Below are 18,639 nucleotides of genomic sequence, written 5' to 3' on the forward strand. Positions count from 1 at the left end.
TGACCAATGACCAATGACCAATGACCAATGACCAATGACCAATGACCAATGACCAATGACCAATGACCAATGACCAATGACCAATGACCAATGACCAATGACTAATTACTAATGACTCTTGACTCTTTTTTTATAATTAGCCAGCCGATGAGAACAAGTAGCGCACCGAATGCAAGAAATCCTATGTCCCAAGTTAACTCATTTGGGCCTGGTTTTACATGATGGACACCGAGAATTTGATGGTCAATTAAACCTTCAACCAAGTCGAATAACCCAGTCCCAATCAGTATCGATCCAATAAAGGTTTGTGATGACCAAGGAACATCATCACGTCTTCCAGCACGCCATAGTAACACTAGTCCTGCCACGGTGAATACCCAATTTATGGTATGAAAGAACCCATCCCATACCATGTTTAAATCTATATTCGCCCTGTTTGTTAGAGGTCTAATGTTACTCAGCATGTGATGCCACTGGAGGATTTGATGCAGTAAAATTCCATCAATAAACCCTCCAAGACCCACACCAAGAAAAATTCCAGCAGTAATTAGTGGTGCGCGTCGGTTGAGGGTTTCACTTTTCGCCTCCATTGTCAACCTCATAGATAGGCTTTTCTACCAAAATACAACTCTTTTGAGAGAAATATCTTCTATCTTGAGGCCAGTGCGATCGCTCAACTTAAATTAATCAATCTTCAAATTTAATCTGCATACCCGCTTTGGCTGGGTCGAAATCTTGGGGAAAATGGGTGTTGCCATCGCAGTCTGCTTTTTCCAGGTTCGCTCCTTTGAGAGCGGCTTGGCGGAGATTCGCTGACATCAATAATGCTCCCCTAAGATCGGCATCCTTCAGATTAGCTTGACTCAGATCGGCAAAGCTCAAATCACTTCCCCTCAAATTAGCGCTACTCAGGTTAGCTTCACTCAAGTCAGCATAACTTAGGTCAGATCCTTTCAAGTTAATGCCTTGCAAATCAGCATTACCCAATTCTGCTTTACTAAAGTTCCGTTTTCCTGCTGCATAACTCTCCACAAGAGTAGCGGCACTATTTATAGGCTGTTGAAAATTGACTTCAGGCATATAACAGCGTCACAGATTGTCTCGTTATTATTTTCACATACCCTTTTAATTACGAATTAGTAATTATTTGGCCATCCTTGTTAAATGTAATACATTAGCTCCTTCTGTTCTCGGATCGATCTTCGTTCACAAAGGTCTTGGAGTGTATATTTTTCCAAAACGGAGTTAGCAGCCTGACGTGCTTCTTGCCAAACTTCCTGAATTAGCTCACCTTCTACCGTGTTGGGAGTCGGCTCAGAAGGAGAGACAACAATATCTGATCCTTCCATGCAGCTAAAAGCATCCAACACTGTAATTTTTCCAGGATCTCGTGCCAGAACATAGCCACCTTTGGCTCCGCGTATACTCTTAATTAAACCTCCACGTCTTAATGTTGCTAGAAGTTGTTCTAAATAGCGGTTCGGGATATCTTGCAAGGCCGCTATTTCTCGAATTTGTAAGGCTTCACCCTTAGGGTAGCAGGTTGCTAACTCTAACAGGGCTAGAAGTGCGTATTCTGATTTGTTAGAGATTACCACAGGCGTAATATTTTAAGCTCATATTTAAAGATACAAAGTCTTTGAGTTCGTTTCCCTAAGCTACTGCGAAGAAAAACTTTACAATCAACCTATTGTTGACCGGCTTACTCTACTTTAAAGACCTTCCACCATACAAGCAAATACTTTTTTTTTTAAATTCGATAAATAAAAGTGATTGATTAGCTATATATGGAAATTTATTGAAAATGGCAGAATGACAGTAAAGGTAGTTCCCGTACCGATCGCACTTTCAACTGTAATCTCGCCGCCATGTAAATCTACAGCCTGTTTGACGATGGACATCCCCAATCCCATTCCTGCAATATTGGCTGTATTACTGGCGCGATGGAAGGGTTCAAAGATGTGTTCAATGTCAGAAGCGGGAATGCCAATACCAGAGTCTTGAGTCTGGAATATAGCTTGCTCGTTGGCAGTGGTTACAGAAAACCTAACCGTAGTACCAATGGGAGAATATTTTAGACAATTTGAGAATAAATTACTCAAGATTTGTCGGAGTAGTTTAGCGTCTAAATTGGCTGGTGTACATTGGCACTCACTGCTAAAAACGATCGCATGTTGGAAGCGATCGCTCTGTTGTAATTCTTCTAATAAATCGCGGCAAAATTCCACCAAATTTATGGGTGTTGGATTAAACTCTAACTTGCCTGTTTCATCCTGACTCACCATCAATACATCATTCAACAACTGGGTAATATGCATCACTGATGCTTGAATACGACGTAGATGGGTCTGTTGTCGCTGTTCGCTCCAGAGGTGGCGATAATGTTCTAGTAGTTCCGCAGAAGAGTGGATGGTAGCCAAAGGGGTGCGAAACTCATGTGAGGTAATGGTGAGCAAGCGGGATTTAAGTTCGCTAAACTCCCTTTCTTTGGCAAGTGCTTGTCGCATCGCCTCTTCTGCCCATTGCAGCTTGGCTTTGATTCGCTTGCTTTCGCTAATATCCCGCAATAGCCAGCGCAGACCAACTAACTCACTAGATTGATTACGGATAGCAGCAACCTTAACCGCAGCCATAATAGGTGTTTTGTCACGCGGTCGCAAGTTTACTTCCCACTCTTGCATTTTCCAGTCTGGGAATTGGGTGCGATCGCGCAGATGATTCAGTTTCAAATGAAAAGCAATTACTTCTTTCTCAAGCACAAAAATCCCTATGGATTTACCCAACAACAAACTTTTGGAAATGTTGAGCAGAGTGGTGGCGGCTGAGTTAGCTTCCTGAATTATCCCTTTTGTATCAGTCACAAAATAAGCGTCTGGTACTTCCTCAAATAATTCTTGGTAGCGTTGACCTTCTGCTACCAAAGCCTGTTGAGTTTTGGATAATTCTTCATTCTGTTGCTTTAAATCTTCATTCACTAGTTGGAGTTCTTCCAAAGCTAGGTAAACTTCTTTGAATACTGCGGTAACGAGTTCAATATCTGCTTGTGCTTTTTGCTGCTCACTTTGGCGTTGCAAGAGGGCGACGCGCTTACGCATGTTCTCTATCTGCAAAGCTAAATCGTCCAAATTCACGCTCTTGCTCCTAATTGCTCAAGTTGGGTTTTGTTTTAGATTCCCTACTTAGACGATCTTAGCTTTTGGAGTTTAGCAGTTATCAGTCATTTCAGTGTAGTTTTAGGTAGTTTTAGCAAGAAAGGCAGAGGGCAGGAGGCAGAGGGCAGGAGGCAGGAGGCAGAAGGCTCAGTTTAAATCCCCATAAATAAATTTAGGGGATTTAATAAGGACGCTGTAAATATGCGCTGCGCCACTCGTTATACATATTTTTTCTTTTTTTCATAAATAAATTTAGGGGCTTTAAACCCTTTTGGCAGAGGGCAAAAATTATAAATTATATTTTCTTCCTCCTGCCTCCTGCCTCCTGCCCTCTGCCTTTCTTCGGTAATCAAGCAGTTGTCGTTTGTTTAATGTTTTTGTCTGGAAATGTTACTCAATTGCTCTTGTAGGTCTGCCCATTTAATACCTTCTAGGCTGGGAAAAACAATATGAGCGGCTCCAACTCGTTCAACGGGGCCGAGTCCGACTGCCCACATCCCAGCAGCTAGAGCGGCTTCAACACCGGCTGCGGCATCTTCTACAACCACAGATTGCCCTGGTTCGATTCCTAGCTGCTTGGCTGCATACAGAAATAGGTCGGGCGCTGGCTTAGGTTCTTGTACACTGTAACCGTCTGCGATCGCATCTACTTTGTCCACAATGCCCAATCGCTCTAGCACTGGGCGGGCATTTTTACTCGCTGAACCAATACCGATCTTAATATCAGCTTGCCGCAATTCATTCAACAAGGCGATCGCACCTGGTAACAAATCCTGGGGTGTCATGTTTTGGATCAATTCGACATAGTAGCGATTCTTGCGCTCCATCATCTCCTCGATTTGTGCTTCCGAATACGGTCTATCCCCAACAATCAGCATCAGGGAAGCACGACGGGATACACCCCGCAAGGCTTCGTTAGCTTCCCGATTAAACGGTATACCCTCTTCATCAGCTAGCTTCTGCCAAGCTAGATAGTGAAGTTCTGCTGTATCTGTTAGTACACCATCTAAATCGAAGATGAATCCTTGGATGTTAAGCATGGGAGATGGGGCATCGGGTACAAGAGGCAGAGGGGCAGCACTTCGGCTACGCTCAGTGACCGAGGAGCAAAGGGGCAGAGGGGAAAAATTTCCTCCAACTTCTCCCCTGCTCCCCTGCTCCCCTGCCTCCCCTGCTCCCCTGCTCCCCTGCTCCCCTGCTCCCCTGCTCCCCTGCTCCCCTGCTCCCCTGCTCCCCTGCTCCCCTGCTCCCCCGCTCCCCTGCTCCCCAGTCCCCAATCCCTTCAAATCAAAGTCATGCCATTTCCCGCGCCAGTGCAGTTTAAACTTTAGGCGCGTCCAGCCAGGGGGTAGGTGGGGATTAGCTACGGGGCCATTTTCAGTTAGTTGGATACCGCCGAATCCAAAAATTACAGCTTGCCAAATTCCACCAGCACTAGCGCCGTGAATTCCGTCGTTGGTATTACCTCGGTTATCTTCAAGATCCACCATTAACGCCCGCATAAATTGTTCGTAAGCTACGGTTGATTTGCCCAAATCGGAAGCTAAAATGGCTTGAACTGCTGGGCCAAGGGACGAACCATAAGTAATATCGGTGCGGGGTGCGTAGTAGTCCCAGTTTGTCTGTAATGCTTTTTCGTTATAGGGAAAATCTGCTGATTCGCGCATTAAATATAGGAGCATTAATACGTCTGGCTGCTTTAGTACTTGAGATTTGTTGGTTTTATCAATACCCAAGATCGGTTGCATGGAGCGATCGCGTGGTTCATAATCTGCTAAGTTGATATCTTCCAATTGGAAAAATCCCTCGAACTGCTCGATTAGTTCTGTTGGTGGGTCATAGAAAAACAATATTTTGGCGACGATCTCTTGCCATTGCGTTCGTTCCTCTGGGGTCAGCTTTAGTTTCTGTTCTAGTTCGGTGGCTCGTTCGGGGAATTTGTGAGCCAGCCAATCATAGACAGCGATCGCTTTTTCTAAATGCCATTGCGCCATTCGGTTTGTAAAGGCGTTGTTGTGGACAAATTCATGGTATTCATCCGCTCCGATTACTCCCCGAATTTCATATTGGTCGCGCTCAGAATTGAATTCGACTCGGCTATTCCAAAAAATGGCGGCATCCAAAATCACCTCTGCACCGCACTTTTGCATCCAGTCATCATCACCAGTTGCTTGCCAATAGTTCCAAATTGCGTAGGGGATATCTGCATTGATATGAATTTCGCGATCGCGACACCAAATCCGCACGTCTTCACCATAAAAATCACTGCCGATAGCCCAACGTGGTGTCACTTCATCTCCAGTAGCAGCACTTTCCCAGGCAAACATTGCCCCTCTATAGCCGTAATGGGTTGCCTTGCGTCTAGCTCCTGCTAAGGTGTGCCAACGGTAACTGAGTAAATTACGGGCGATCGCTGGTTGAGTAAACAGAAATAGGGGTTGCATAAAAATTTCTGTATCCCAAAAAATATGACCGCGATAGCCAAACCCCGAAAGGGTTTTAGCAGGAATGCTCACCCTGTCATCATCCCGTGGCGCAGCAATCAGCAGTTGAAACAGATTGTAGCGAACCGCAAAAGTAGCTGTGCTATCCCCCTCAATCAGGATGTCACTTTGCTGCCAAACCTCATCCCATGCCTGCTCATTGGCTTTTAGTAATGTTACGTAGTCTGTCAGTTGTGCCAGTTTTTCTTGAGCTGCTAGAACTGGTGCTTCAATCTCCCGTGAGGTAAAAACTGTCACAAGTTTTTCCACCGTCACAGTCTGCTGCGCTTTACCCAAGAAGGTTGTACTCAAGGTAGGATAACCAGGTGCGGTATTGACTTGCAAAGATGCTTCAGTGCCTAGTATTGTCACCTTAGCTGCCATACCAAGTTCAATTCGAGAGTTGCGCGTGCGGCGTTGCAACCAGATTCCTTGGTTAGTCTTGCCCTGATCTAATTCTTCCCAGTGATTGAAACCCTGATTTTCGGGATAGCCATTGATGCTAGCTTGAACTTCGATTAACCCCTCGAAATCTATTGGTGTTAAATGGCAGCGTAGCGCCAACACGTGCGGATCTGCAAGACTAGCAAAGCGTTCAAAGCTAATGTCTATGGTGTTTCCACTGGGAGAGCGCCAACGCAAGGCCCGAGTCAGTAGTCCTTGGCGTAAATTGAGCTGGCGATCGTAGCTTAATATCTCACCTTGATCGAGACGGAAGCGATCGCCATTCACAATCACTATCAAGGGTAGCCAGTCAGGGCAATTTACCAGTTCAGTGTACACCACAGGCACATCATCGTAGACACCGTGGATAAAAGTAGCTGGCAATGTATGAGGATAACCTTCCTCAAAACTGCCTCTTGTTCCCAGGTATCCATTGCCGATTGTAAAGACGGTTTCTTTGGAGTGCAATTGCTCAGGGTCAAACTGGGTTTCGATTAATATCCAGTCTGTGTAGATAAAATGGCGAGAACGACCTTTTGTTTGCATAAGAAGTTGTGGGGATTGGGGACTGGGGATTTTGAGTCTTTGAGGTGGATGAACGGAGTTCCGAGGTGGATGAACGGAGTTCCGAGGTGGATGAACGGAGTTCCGAGGTGGATGAACGGAGTTCCGAGGTGGATGAACGGAGTTCTGAGGTGGATGAACGAGTATCTGAGGTGGATGAACGAGTATCTGAGGTGGATGAACGAGTATCTGAGGTGGATGAACGGAGTTCCGAGGTGGATGAACGGAGTTCCGAGGTGGATGAACGGAGTTCCGAGGTGGATTAACGGAGTTCTGAGGTGGATTAACGGAGTTCCGAGGTGGATGAACGGAGTTCCGAGGTGGATGAACGGAGTTCCGAGGTGGATTAACGGAGTTCTGAGGTGGATGAACGGAGTTCCGAGGTGGATGAATCCAGTTCTAACTCTCCCCTGCTCCCCTGCTCCCCTGCTCCCCTGCTCCCCTGCTCCCCTGCTCCCCTGCTCCCCTGCTCCCCTGCTCCCCTGCTCCCCACTCCCCACTCCCTCATCCCCCCTTATGCTTTTCCAAAATCTTTTCGACTCTGGGTTTATAAATGAGATGAAATAAGGTTTCCATGTAGCGATCTCTGGCTTCGTTATTTTCGGGAGCAACAAAGTTCCAAAAACTAAACATTTTAGCAAGCAGTAGTAATTGATTGCTATGTAAATGCCAATTATATTTGTGATGAATTCGCTGACTCATCCATTCTGAAACTTCTTGCCAGTATTCCGCACGAGCATCACAGTGTTCAAGGAAATCTAAAATTTTCGTTGCTGTTCCTTCTAAGTCTGTAGGATTAACATTAAATCGGTTTTCTTGGTTATCAAGAATTTCTAAAGAGCCGCCAAATTGGGTAGTGAAAGTAGGTAAGCCGGAAATCATGGCTTCCAAAATACTCCGCCCGAAGGATTCAAAGCGGGCAAAATGAATATAAATCCCCTGAGAATCTGCAACTACTCGGTAGGCTTCGCCAAGTTCATTGCTAGGGATACGCATCCCCACCCAGCGAATTTTGCCATAGAGATGATATTCATCAATAATGTTGTGGAGTTTTTGGATTTCTTCTGCTTCTTCTGAGTTTGTAGCTTCATCTGGACGCAGTTTACTAGTTAAGAGAATCAGATTGCAATGCTCTTGCAAAGCCTGACTTTTACCAAAGCATTCAGCTAAACCAGTGAGATTATTGATTGAGGTGACGGTATCAACGGCAAAGATTGATCGCTTATTAGGATCATCTAACTGACCAATAATTTGAGAGTCTTCGCGGGTAAAGAGTAAGTCGTGGATTTGTGTACGAAGGTTAGAGTCCCGATGTTCTTTTTGGCTATAGGGAAAGAAAATATTTTCATTTACCCCCGGCGGCACTAAGTTAAATTTAGGACTAAACAAATCAATGCCATCAACCACATGATACAACTGCGGCATCGTAAACCACTTGTACGACTCGTATTGACCTATCGTGTCAGGTGTGCCGACAATTTCTTGATAGGACGATGTAATAATGAAGTCGGCAGCATTCATACTAATCAAATCGGCGGTGAATTGTACGGAAAAGTGGTATTTATCTTCTAAATCTTGCCAATACAAATTGCTAAATAGATATTTAGGTTTTGCTAAGGAATGGGCAATATTGCACTGGGTGACTTTCATTCGGCGAGATAGGAGAAAAGCTACTAAATTACCATCACTGTAATTGCCAACAACTAGATTAGGCTTGCCTTGGAAATGAGCTAGTAATTCTCTTTCTGCATCTACAGCAAATTGCTCTAAATAGGGCCAAATATCAAATTTAGAAATCCAATTATTCGTAATTTCTGGATTGAATTCACCAAAAGGAACGCGCAATATCCAAGCATTCTCTGTATCTTGGACTTTTTCTAAGGGAAGGTTACAAAATGTTCCTTCGCAGTTAGGGATTAATCGAGTCAGAATAATTACATGAGGTTTAATGCCTAGCCGATCGAGTCCAGAGAGTTTGATTTGTTCGCGCAGTTCATTTTCTAAGCTGCGGGCTTGTTCGAGGACATAGATAACTTGACCAAGTGTTTCATCTCTTCCCAAAACATCTTCCTGTCCCACCCAGCCGTGAACGGAAACGAGAACGACGCGAAAGACGGCGGGGACGCGAGCTACAAATGTTTCTAAGATGCCAGGTTCCGGGGAGTAAATGAGTCGGTCGAGGAGTTCTAAAGTTTCAGAGACTCGCGCCGCAGTGTTACCCCAACCCGGCTCAAAGCCGAGTTCTTGGAGGTCGAAGCTAAATTTTTCATAAGGTTCATCAGGCGATCGCTCACTCAGCAATTTCAGCGCTGGCTTAATTTGTTTGGCTAACTCAATACCAGAAGAAATGCGATCGCTCAACAATAGGTCAATACCATTGCATTGCAACCTATGTAACGCTTTAAATAACATTTCTACCCAATATTCAGAGTCAGTCAACAATTGATTGCACAGGTAGCGGTTGAGGAAGGCTAAACCTTGACCTATATTTCTCGCGTCGTCAATTCTTGGAGAACTCTCATAGAAGGGGTGGAGATCGATTTCCAAAATATGGGGTTGGTAGCGGTTGACTAGACGATCTCTCACATCTAACAGCGCTTGAGGTGTCATCTGCTCGAACCTGCTAAAGTCGGCTGTCAGTTGCCAAACTTCTTGATTAGCAATCCTCGGTCGAATCACGAACCAAGTGCTTTCCTCTTCAAGAATTATTTCGTGGGTATATTGTATTAGTTTGCCAACAGCAGAAGAGTAGTAAAAATAAGCAGGCTTTTGGGATTGATGACAGTAATCAGCAAAAGCTTGCAAAATCTCATTTCTTAGGAAGTAATGCTTACCTGAAACACTCAACGCATAAATCAACTGATGTAGAGCAGTTTTTTCATCACCGTTGGAGAGAGCTTGAACTATTTCATACATGATGACGAATTCCAGAAATTTAGCTAGGTAACAACCTCATTTCTCTTTCCAGTTTTCGGTTTTGTGAGGTACATTTCCCCCATGATGGTAAATTACTATAAAAATCTTTGCGTCTAGCTATGGGATGAGAATCTGTAACCCTACATCCACCTTTTTTTTGCAAAGCCAAATTGGAGCGATCGCTACTAGAACATCACCCCATGAATAAATTAAATCCATCACAATACCTTTAGGTTAAGGGGAAAAGGGGAAGGGTAAAAGGGAAAATAAAAGCTTTTAACCCAAACCCAGTAACCTTTTCCCAAAGCCCAATTTCAAGTTAAAAATGCTTAACCGAACAGTATTCAAATCCAGCAATGTTTTATACCAATTCACGAAAATTCTGATATACCTGATACATATATATTTCTTGTAAGGGCATGGCAATGCTGCCCCTAATAGCGTATTTGTATGATTATTAAAGTGAAATGGTCTTAGCAGAATTAAATTATCTAAAAATACAATTTTATTTCTCAAAAATTCGTATATCTATAATCTTTTATTGCCTATTCCCTATCCCCTATCTTTTATCTCCTATCCTTACGAGTAGTTGAAAAATTCAAATCCTCGTCTTATATCAAGCCTAAATTAATAACTTTTTGCAGTGCTTTTTCAAATGCTATGCCTTGTTTGAGGGCGATATACAACAATACTATTGCAGCTGAACGAATTGAATTATCACAATGTATCAGAATCGGTTTGGGTAGTTCAGTGACGATCTGATATATCTGGAGCATACCTTGATGATTAATGTCTTCAGGTTTAGTTGGGATATTAACGTAATACAATCCCAAAAGCTCAGTCTTCTCCTGCTCATTAGCCAGCAAGCCTATTTCGTCGGGCAAACGTAGGTTCAGTACAGACTTATAACCCTCATCAGCTATTTGTCCCAGCTGATCTAGTGTAATTTGCCCTGCGATCGCTAAGTTATTATTAATCTTCCTAACAATATTCATCAGCCGGATAAACCCTATTTTGCCAACGTTGCCTACGCTCTAAATATAGGAAACCAATCTGAGGATCTTGTGAAGAATTGGGTATGGGATATGCTTATTCTTCTCGTCCCCCTTGTCCCCCTTGTCCCCTTTTCCTTACTAGCCTCTCAATAGGTGGTGTAAACTGTTCAATAATTCTCTGGCTGTATAGGGTTTTGATAAAACTGCTTGCACATTAACATCAGCAGCTTGAGCAAACACTTCCATTGAGTTCAGCCCGCTACAGGCAATGATTTGAAGCTGCTTGTTCATTTTTCGCAAGGTGCGAATAGCGGTAATTCCATCCATTTCTGGCATCATTAGATCCATCAACACAGCATTGATTTGATGCTTGTGTTGGGCATAAAGTGCGATCGCCTCAATGCCATTACTAGCAGTGAGTATCTGATAGCTATGATTTTCTAGGATGATTGTGGCAATCTCCCGAATTTGGGCTTCATCATCTACAACTAAAATCAATTCTCCCTCTCCTGGGAGCAAATCCAGGTCTTCTATCTTAAATGGGTGGGTTGCTTCTACAGCTGGTAAAAACAGGTCAAACTTGCTGCCTCTACCGACATTGCTAGACACTTTAATAAAACCGTCATGGCTTCTAATGATACCCAACGCTGTTGAAAGTCCAAGTCCCGTACCTGTGTTGACCTCTTTTGTGGTGAAAAATGGCTCAAAAATTCTATCTAATATTTTTGGCGGTATCCCAATTCCGTTATCGGCAACGGTAATCACAATATAATGCCCAACCTTGGCATCAAGATTCATTCTGGTATAAGCTTCATCAATAAACTTATTTTCCACAGAAATATTGATATTACCACCATCTGGTAAAGCATCGCGGGCATTTACTAACAGATTCATTAACACTTGATGTAGTTGTGTAGTATCCCCAGCGATCGCGCAAATGTCTTCTGGGATAATGGTGGAAAATTCAATAGATTTGGGAAATGTCTGTTTAGCAATTTGGATAATTTCTGAAATCAGATACTGGACTTGAATAATTGTCGGCTCTCCTTTATATCCCCGTACAAAGGATAAGACTTGCTTCACTAAAGCTGCTCCACGTTTGGCGTTGCTTTCTACGAGTGCCAGCAATTGCCCAGAATGCTCCTCGTCTTGGAAAAATTTTCCCTGTAATAATTGAGCCGATGCCAAAATTGGTGTCAATATATTGTTCAAGTCGTGGGCAATACCACCTGCAAGAGTACCAAGGCTTTCCAATCGCTGGGTGCGAAAAAACTGCTCTTCGAGTTGTTTCTTTTGGGTGATGTCAGTGTCAACAGTCAAGATGGATTTGGGTTCTTCCGCAGAATCACGCATCAATGTCCAACGGCTTTCCACAATAATTTTCTGACCGGATTTTGTAACTTTATGTAACTCACCTTGCCACGAGCCACTCTCAATTACGCTTTTTAGTGGTTCTTTCAATTGCTGCTGAATTCCGGCTGGGTATAAAATATCGTGGAGGTCTTTGCCAATAACCTCTGTAGAAAGCCAACCATACATCCGCTCTGCACCTTTATTCCAGAATAAGATTTGAGACTGGAAATCTCGAACTAATATGGCGTCGGTAGCGATATCAAGTAGAGCGGCTTGTTCGGAGATTTTTTGTTCCGCCAGCTTGCGCTCGGTGATATCTTCAGCAATGCCACCATAGTAGTTAACTTGTCCTTGGTCATTATAGACAGCAAAACCCCGATTCCAAATCCAGCGGATCGATCCATCAGGTCGCAAAATCCGATATTCTGCTGAAATGGATTGACTGCCACTAAGTAGTTGCTCAATTGATTGGGTGGCGCGATCGCGATCGTCTGGATGAACTGTGTCTACCCAAGATGTTGGCTGCTCAAATAGACCTTGGGAAGATCGACCCCAAATTTTCTCATAAGCAGGACTAATGTACAAAGGGTAGAATGAATCTGCGCTACTAATCCAGATCGTGGCGTGGGTGTTTTCGGAAAAAGTGCGAAATTTCTCCTCACTTTGGCGTAGTGCTGCTTCGGCAAGTTGGCGGTCGTGTAGCGCGGCTTGCTGTTCGGTAATATCTCTACCTACCTGTTGTATTTCAACAACCTCTCCTTTGTCATTATGGATTGCGATCGCATTCCATTGAAACCAGCGGATACCGTTTACTGTCAATGCACATCGTTCATAATTAGTCAAGGAATGGGATGAAGATCCTAAAGCTGTGATACTTTCCATCACTTGAGTCAAGTCATCTGGATGAAGAAACTGGAAATATGAGCGATCGCGAAACTCATCTTGTTTCCAGCCGAAGGTTCGACAAGCTGCCACATTGGCAAAGGTAATCTGCCCCTGCAAATCAATGCGGATAATTATGTCAGTTTGGCTTTCCACAAGCTGGCGATAGAGGTTTTCGCTCTGCCGTAATGCAGCTTCTGCACTTTCGCGTTCAATAATTTCTTGTTGCAACAGGACGTTAGACATCACAAGTTCTGCTGTCCTTTCCGTCACTCGTTGTTCTAACTCCTCGTAAGCTTGGTGCAGTTTTTCTTTCACAACCTGGAGTTCTTCGAGGGCTTGCTGAAGTTCCTGATTAACTTGCATCATTTGAGCCGATTGTGCCTCAACCCATAATTTTAAGTTATTTTGACTTTGGCTGCGGACTTGCTCTATTTCAATTGGCTGAATATTTTCTGACCGATCAAGACAATAGCTTCGACTAAAAAACTATCAGGGCTAATCGATCGTAGAGAATAATTAATAACATAATTTAAGCTATAGGATTACTATTTGATTTTTGAACAACACGTAGGGTGTGTTATCGCGAAGCGTAACGCACCATTCTCAAGGGTTTGGTGCGTTAGACTAAAGTCATAACGCACCCTACAAATACTTAATTTTTTTCAGAAATCAAACCGGATTCCTATAGCTAATTTAAGCAGTTACTCGTTGAATTTTATGGTTAATTTGTCAATTATAGTAATCTTCCGGGAATTTATCTGAATATAATTTGAGGATTTTGTGAAAAAACCGCTAAATCAGCCTGAAAGTATTACTTAATAAATAAGTATAAGTTTTGCTAAATAATTAAGTATTTTAACTATCCTCACAAGTTCTTTATATTTAAAGACTATAGTCAAAATATAGACAGTTTGTTTTAAATATTTACGGGCTTCTCAAGTAGCTGCCCTGAATTGCAATAACACTTTTATGAACAGGATTTGAGAAAAATATGAATTACTGTCCTTGCTGCTCAAGCTTACTTTTAGAACATATACGTGGTGCAGAGACTTACTGGTTTTGTCGCCACTGCTGGCAGGAGATGCCTGTTTATGATTGGAACGAATCCAGTTCATTCAGCGATGTTGTCATGGGTAAACTACTTAGAAAAACTCCAAAAGAAAAACGTAGCAGTACTACTGTTTACGTAAGCCAATGGCAATCTATTACCGAATGGATTGGGCTAGAAGAGTTATCTACTTAATACAACCTAATACAATTGACTGAAATAGGTTGGTATAATTATTTTCTCTTGGACTCAGTAATGAATTGCCATAAAATGCGAGGCTGCAACCCAACAGCAAGGTATTAACTGACACAACTAGAACAAGAAAACAGCCTTAATAGAGAATTATTGTATTGCTATGCTAGCGGTGGTTTTCTTCTCTTTTCCAGCACCTAAGCCATTCATCAAGATTTATTGCTGACTTTAATAGTCTCTTACTTATAACCCCCGATTAATTCGAGGGCTTTTAATGTTGAAAAATGAATTTGTAATTTTGATTTTATTGGGATGTAGCTAATGGTGGTTCAGCTTCTAAATGCAGTCTCAATCATCTTCCCATGATTCGTGATTCAGTAGGTCGATAATTCTATCTCTGAGTAAAAATTCATTTTTTTCTAACTCAAGTTCAAAATTAACCCAGTCACGATGAGGAATATATTTACAGATGGTGTAAATTGGGTGCTGACGGTTAAGAAGTCCCTTTTTAACAAGTTGAAGTGCCTCTTCCTTGATAACCTTGATGTCGTATTTAAGCGTAGTGGTAGTGTTCATAAGTCCTTCCTTTGTTTTCAATCAAGGAATTAAGACTCAAAACAATAGTTGCTTTGACTCTCCCTTAAACTTATCAAATAAAATTGGAGAGAATTGTGAAGAATCAAGACATTAATAGTTGCTATAAGTTAGATACAACAGATTTCAACTTCTCTACCAACGCGAACAGCGTGTAGGAGACAGAGGCTACGCCAACGTAAAATGCAGAAATACTCCATAACCTGGATTTCTCACAAGTGAGAAATCCAAGGGGTGTGGGAGGTGTGGGGAGTGTGGGAGGATGGGGAAGAAGTCTTACCCCCCACACTCCTCTTCCCGTGAAGCCTAAACTATGCGTGAGAAATCCGGGCATAATCTTCCGCTTAGTAAGAGTCGCCACTACGTTGAGCAGTCAGACTTGTTTGCTCTTAGCGTTCCCGATATTTAGCAAGTGGCGTGAGGGTTGGGTAGGGGTGTACTTTATGTAGTTACAAAACGTTGTATGTCATATCATTGCTACATCTCTTTACATTCTTTGTCACCAGATGTTTAGAGCAAGAAGGCTCCCACAACAAGCTGCAAAGACCAAAAGAGGATGTAGATGCTCTCTGGGCGACTTGTCAGAAGGTAGGCTAGGGTAAAGAATTCTCTAGAAAACTTATACTATGCTTCTGAATCTTGATAAAGTTCGTCAATATTTTCCGGCTCTAGCTGGTGAATGGACTTTTTTTGATAATGCTGGCGGGTCACAAACCCTGAAAAAGGTAGTAGATAAAATTAGCGAATTTCTCTTGAGTTCTAATGTCCAGTTAGGAGCTTCTTATGGGGTTTCTCAACTTGCGGGAGAACGATTGACTCTAGCAACTAGGGGAATGGCCACTTTCATTAATGCCAATTCTGATAAAGAAGTGGTTATGGGCCCATCTACTACAATGATGTTGAAAGTTCTCTCAATGTGTCTGGGTCAAACCTTTACACCTGGTGATGAGGTTATTGTTACTAATTGTGACCATGAGGCTAATATTGGTGCTTGGGTCGCTCTTGAAAAACAAGGAATGAAGGTTAAAGTGTGGAAAGTTCGCCCAGATACTTTAGAACTTCATTTAGCAGATTTAGAACTATTGATGAGTCATAGCACCAAACTGGTAGCCTTGACTCATGCTTCTAATGTTCTGGGAACCATCAATCCAATCAAAGAAATTGCTGCATTTGTACACGATCGCAACGCTATGATTTGTGTAGATGGTGTAGCTTATGCACCTCATAGATTAGTTGATGTCCAAGATTTAGATGTTGATTTTTATACTTTGAGTTGTTATAAAGTCTATGGGCCACATCATGCCTTACTTTATGGCAAAGAAGAACATTTATTAAGATTACCTGGTCTTAACCATTATTTTATTGACCAGACAGACATACCTTATAAATTTCAATTAGGCAATGTCAATTTTGAATTAAGTTATGGAATGTTAGGTTTATGTGATTATTTAAGTGAATTAGCACAACTGCACTACGGAAGTGAAACTGCACCTGATTTGAGAAATCAGATGGTGCAAGCATTTGATTTAATTAGCATACATGAAGAAAAGATTAGCGATCGCCTTTTAAATTACCTCAACAGTAAGCCTAATGTGCGAGTGATTGGTCAAGCAAAGGCTGACCGTCAATTCCGTGTACCAACTATATCTTTTGTCGTTGATGGAATAAATAGCTCAACCATTCCGGCAAAAGTTGACCAACATTATATTGGGATTCGCTACGGAGACTTTTATGCCAAACGGCTCATTGAATACCTGGGGTTAGCGTCCCAAGGTGGAATAGTCCGGGTGAGTATGGTGCATTACAACACCCTTGAGGAAGTTAACAGCTTGATTGAGGCTTTTGAGCAGATATTTTAGGATTGGGGATTGGGCATAGTTATTAGACCTCTTGCATAAATCAAAAATAAGAAAGAACCCCACCCCGCCAAAGCTACGCTTTGTCTCCCCTCCCCGCAAGCGGGGAGGGGTTGGGGGTGGGGTGTTAGGGACTTTTGCAAGAGGTCTATTCTCCTTGTCCTCCTCATTTCCCCGACTCCTTCTTACCCATTACTAAGCTGCAAAACTTGTACCTCTTCTTGTGGAGAAATTAATGTTGTACCAACTGGTAGAACAGCTAAGGCATTGGTTTGAGCTAAATTAATTAAATTCCCAGAACTGTGACTACCACCAGCTTTGTGAAATTCGTAAACACCATCAATTAAATGCAATTTACCCCAAAGGTAAGTTTCACGTTTGCCGTTCGATCGCAATTCATCATGCGATCGCACTTTCAAAAATACTGGTTCCCAACCTTCAGTAATTCCCGAAAGTTTCTTGATTGCTGGTAGCACAAATCGCCAAAATGTTACCAACACAGCAGCAGGGTTTCCTGGTAAACCAAAGTATAGTGCTGAGTGGGGAGTGGGGAAAGTGGCGACAGTAAGAGGTTTTCCTGGACTAATTTCCACAGCCCGAATGTGGATTTTTGCTTTTAGTGACTCTAGAATTTTGTCAATATAGTCATAATCTCCCACCGAGACACCACCAGAAGAGAGAACTATATCAGCGATCGCAATGGCGTGAGTAATAACTTTCTCCAAAGCAACTGGATCGTCTTTCACAATGCCTAAAATTAACGGTTCTGCGCCACTTTGTCTTACCAAAGCTGCCAGTGCATACTGATTAGAATCCACAATTTGCCCTGGTTGCAACGGTTGATCGACTGTCACCAACTCATCACCAGTGGAAAAAATTGCCACACGCGGACGACGGTAAACACTTAATTGCGGACACTGTGCTGCTGCCAATACGGCAATTTCTGAGGCATTTAACTTAATTCCTGCTGGTAGTAGTTGTGTTCCAGCTTGATAGAAAGATGCTTGGTGTCTGACAAATTCTTGCGGTTTTGGCGCATCCAGGATAAATACGCGGTTTTCCTCACGGCGTGTCTTCTCTTGCATGATTACAGTATCCGCACCTGCTGGGATCACCGCACCTGTGAAAATTCGTGCGGCTTGCCCTGGTTGAATCGTAGACTTGGGCTGATACCCAGCCGGAATCTCTTCAACAATTTCTAAAATAGCTGGTTGTTCGGCGTTAGAGTGCTGTACATTTTCGTAGCGAACTGCGTAGCCATCCATTGCCGAATTATCCCAATGGGGAAAATCTAGCGGACTGGTGACAGGTGTTGCCAAAATGCGACTATCGGCTGTCAATAAATCTACAACTTCTGTATCCCGTTGACGATCCAACGGCTGCACCAAATTTAAAATAATTGCTTGTGCATCGCTGACTGATAACATAGCGATCGCCTCCGACTTTTCTTTTATTCTTGGGTAGTTTTGTCTAGATTTCTATAAGCAGTAAGTCCCAAACTACACACTGCTAGTAAACCGATAATTATGCTTCCTTCGGGGACTTTGGATACCTGAACCGAATTGTTGCTTAAATCTAATATTTGCTCTGTGCCTGCTGCATCTCTCTTGTTCAAATGAAATTCTTTAGCTAGAACCTGATTGCTAAAACCTTCATCTATGAGTGCGAGATTATTATTAAGCCATGTGTCGCCAGGAAGCCCATCATCCTTGCCAAGATCAAAGGGGCCAAAGATTTGCTCTTTAGTGCTATCAAAGTTGAATCTCAAAAAGCTGTAGTTAGATATCCCACTAAGCACTGGAGTGAAACTGTTGATGAGATTACTCAAAGGATCGAAGAAGGAAATTGAGAGAGATTGCAAGTTCTTCGTAGTTCCCAAGCCTGTTTCAGAAATGACGCTGGGAGCAGTAGTTGTATCGTAGTTAAATGAACCTTTAGCTAAATAACCAGTGTCTCCTTTCCAGTTAAAGTTGAACTCAGCAGCATGAGCTAGGTTGTTGGTGGTTATGGCGATCGCTAACGCTAAAGTAGTAGTCGTCACCAGACTAATAGCTGTTTTAGTAAACAGATGTGTCATAGATACAACTTCCAAATTAATTAAAATAGTCCAAGCAAAGATTTTATCTTTTCTTAGTACACATTACCGCGAAAAGGGGT

At 42.7% G+C, this 18,639-nt stretch carries 15 protein-coding genes; 3 read left to right on the forward strand and 12 right to left on the reverse strand.

Translation table 11 applies throughout. The annotated features are described in order from the left end of the window. Window positions 1–101: 101 nt before the first annotated feature. The 5 genes from V7K61_RS15950 to pgmB all read right to left on the reverse strand — a co-directional run bounded on the left by V7K61_RS15950 (window position 102) and on the right by pgmB (window position 6,625). Window positions 102–590, reverse strand: coding sequence for a DUF2243 domain-containing protein (locus tag V7K61_RS15950; RefSeq protein WP_335054523.1), 489 nt, complete (start codon window positions 588–590; stop codon window positions 102–104). Between the two features lie 97 nt (window positions 591–687). Further along, the gene (locus V7K61_RS15955) at window positions 688–1,080 is read right to left on the reverse strand and encodes a pentapeptide repeat-containing protein (RefSeq protein ID WP_335054525.1); all 393 of its coding nucleotides are present in this window, start codon (window positions 1,078–1,080) and stop codon (window positions 688–690) included. 80 nt (window positions 1,081–1,160) lie between these two features. Then, complete coding sequence (locus tag V7K61_RS15960) at window positions 1,161–1,598, reverse strand: RrF2 family transcriptional regulator (protein WP_094351784.1); 438 nt, start codon at window positions 1,596–1,598, stop codon at window positions 1,161–1,163. Between the two features lie 183 nt (window positions 1,599–1,781). After that, complete coding sequence (locus tag V7K61_RS15965; protein WP_335054527.1) at window positions 1,782–3,131, reverse strand: PAS domain-containing sensor histidine kinase; 1,350 nt, start codon at window positions 3,129–3,131, stop codon at window positions 1,782–1,784. A 389-nt stretch (window positions 3,132–3,520) separates the two neighbouring features. Then, window positions 3,521–6,625 carry a beta-phosphoglucomutase gene (gene pgmB / locus V7K61_RS15970; protein ID WP_335054529.1) on the reverse strand — a complete coding sequence of 1,035 codons (3,105 nt, stop codon included), beginning with the start codon at window positions 6,623–6,625 and terminating at the stop codon, window positions 3,521–3,523. 44 nt (window positions 6,626–6,669) lie between these two features. Between pgmB and V7K61_RS15975 the strand changes: the two genes are divergently transcribed. After that, complete coding sequence (locus V7K61_RS15975; protein WP_335054531.1) at window positions 6,670–6,909, forward strand: hypothetical protein; 240 nt, start codon at window positions 6,670–6,672, stop codon at window positions 6,907–6,909. A gap of 80 nt (window positions 6,910–6,989) precedes the next feature. Here V7K61_RS15975 and V7K61_RS15980 read toward each other — a convergent pair whose 3' ends face one another. From V7K61_RS15980 to V7K61_RS15995, 4 genes are all read right to left on the reverse strand, one after another. Beyond that, entirely contained in the window at window positions 6,990–7,151 is a 162-nt protein-coding gene (locus V7K61_RS15980) for a hypothetical protein (protein WP_335054533.1), read from the reverse strand. Then, a complete protein-coding gene (locus V7K61_RS15985) occupies window positions 7,148–9,559 on the reverse strand; it encodes a sucrose synthase (RefSeq protein ID WP_335054535.1) in 2,412 nt (803 codons plus the stop codon). The genes V7K61_RS15980 and V7K61_RS15985 overlap by 4 nt, the downstream gene beginning before the upstream one ends. Window positions 9,560–10,170: 611 nt before the next feature. After that, window positions 10,171–10,554, reverse strand: a complete 384-nt coding sequence (locus V7K61_RS15990; RefSeq protein ID WP_335054537.1) for a beta-lactamase hydrolase domain-containing protein — start codon at window positions 10,552–10,554, stop codon at window positions 10,171–10,173. Window positions 10,555–10,692: 138 nt separating this feature from the next. Further along, entirely contained in the window at window positions 10,693–13,158 is a 2,466-nt protein-coding gene (locus tag V7K61_RS15995; protein WP_335054539.1) for a PAS domain S-box protein, read from the reverse strand. Window positions 13,159–13,783: 625 nt separating this feature from the next. Between V7K61_RS15995 and V7K61_RS16000 the strand changes: the two genes are divergently transcribed. Then, window positions 13,784–14,035 carry a hypothetical protein gene (locus tag V7K61_RS16000; RefSeq protein ID WP_335054541.1) on the forward strand — a complete coding sequence of 84 codons (252 nt, stop codon included), beginning with the start codon at window positions 13,784–13,786 and terminating at the stop codon, window positions 14,033–14,035. A 345-nt stretch (window positions 14,036–14,380) separates the two neighbouring features. Here V7K61_RS16000 and V7K61_RS16005 read toward each other — a convergent pair whose 3' ends face one another. Further along, on the reverse strand, window positions 14,381–14,608 hold the full coding sequence (locus V7K61_RS16005; protein WP_335054543.1) for a DUF4327 family protein: 228 nt from the start codon (window positions 14,606–14,608) through the stop codon (window positions 14,381–14,383). Between the two features lie 644 nt (window positions 14,609–15,252). Here V7K61_RS16005 and V7K61_RS16010 point away from each other — a divergent pair. Further along, the gene (locus tag V7K61_RS16010) at window positions 15,253–16,485 is read left to right on the forward strand and encodes a cysteine desulfurase-like protein (protein WP_335054545.1); all 1,233 of its coding nucleotides are present in this window, start codon (window positions 15,253–15,255) and stop codon (window positions 16,483–16,485) included. Between the two features lie 182 nt (window positions 16,486–16,667). Here V7K61_RS16010 and V7K61_RS16015 read toward each other — a convergent pair whose 3' ends face one another. Beyond that, window positions 16,668–17,909 carry a molybdopterin molybdotransferase MoeA gene (locus V7K61_RS16015; RefSeq protein ID WP_335054547.1) on the reverse strand — a complete coding sequence of 414 codons (1,242 nt, stop codon included), beginning with the start codon at window positions 17,907–17,909 and terminating at the stop codon, window positions 16,668–16,670. 23 nt (window positions 17,910–17,932) lie between these two features. Further along, the gene (locus V7K61_RS16020) at window positions 17,933–18,559 is read right to left on the reverse strand and encodes a PEP-CTERM sorting domain-containing protein (protein WP_335054549.1); all 627 of its coding nucleotides are present in this window, start codon (window positions 18,557–18,559) and stop codon (window positions 17,933–17,935) included. Window positions 18,560–18,639: the final 80 nt, after the last annotated feature.

The sequence above is a fragment of the Nostoc sp. genome (assembly GCF_036918015.1).
In the GTDB taxonomy this organism is placed as follows: Bacteria; Cyanobacteriota; Cyanobacteriia; order Cyanobacteriales; family Nostocaceae; genus Nostoc.

Coding starts and splice junctions, on each gene's coding strand:
- V7K61_RS16020 (WP_335054549.1), bottom strand. CDS start 18,559: ATGACACATCTGTTTACTAAAACAGCTATTAGTCTGGTGACGACTACT.
- V7K61_RS15995 (WP_335054539.1), bottom strand. CDS start 13,158: ATGATGCAAGTTAATCAGGAACTTCAGCAAGCCCTCGAAGAACTCCAG.
- V7K61_RS15955 (WP_335054525.1), bottom strand. CDS start 1,080: ATGCCTGAAGTCAATTTTCAACAGCCTATAAATAGTGCCGCTACTCTT.
- V7K61_RS15985 (WP_335054535.1), bottom strand. CDS start 9,559: ATGTATGAAATAGTTCAAGCTCTCTCCAACGGTGATGAAAAAACTGCT.
- V7K61_RS16015 (WP_335054547.1), bottom strand. CDS start 17,909: ATGTTATCAGTCAGCGATGCACAAGCAATTATTTTAAATTTGGTGCAG.
- V7K61_RS16000 (WP_335054541.1), top strand. CDS start 13,784: ATGAATTACTGTCCTTGCTGCTCAAGCTTACTTTTAGAACATATACGT.
- pgmB (WP_335054529.1), bottom strand. CDS start 6,625: ATGCAAACAAAAGGTCGTTCTCGCCATTTTATCTACACAGACTGGATA.
- V7K61_RS16005 (WP_335054543.1), bottom strand. CDS start 14,608: ATGAACACTACCACTACGCTTAAATACGACATCAAGGTTATCAAGGAA.
- V7K61_RS15980 (WP_335054533.1), bottom strand. CDS start 7,151: ATGAGGGAGTGGGGAGTGGGGAGCAGGGGAGCAGGGGAGCAGGGGAGC.
- V7K61_RS15950 (WP_335054523.1), bottom strand. CDS start 590: ATGGAGGCGAAAAGTGAAACCCTCAACCGACGCGCACCACTAATTACT.
- V7K61_RS15990 (WP_335054537.1), bottom strand. CDS start 10,554: ATGAATATTGTTAGGAAGATTAATAATAACTTAGCGATCGCAGGGCAA.
- V7K61_RS16010 (WP_335054545.1), top strand. CDS start 15,253: ATGCTTCTGAATCTTGATAAAGTTCGTCAATATTTTCCGGCTCTAGCT.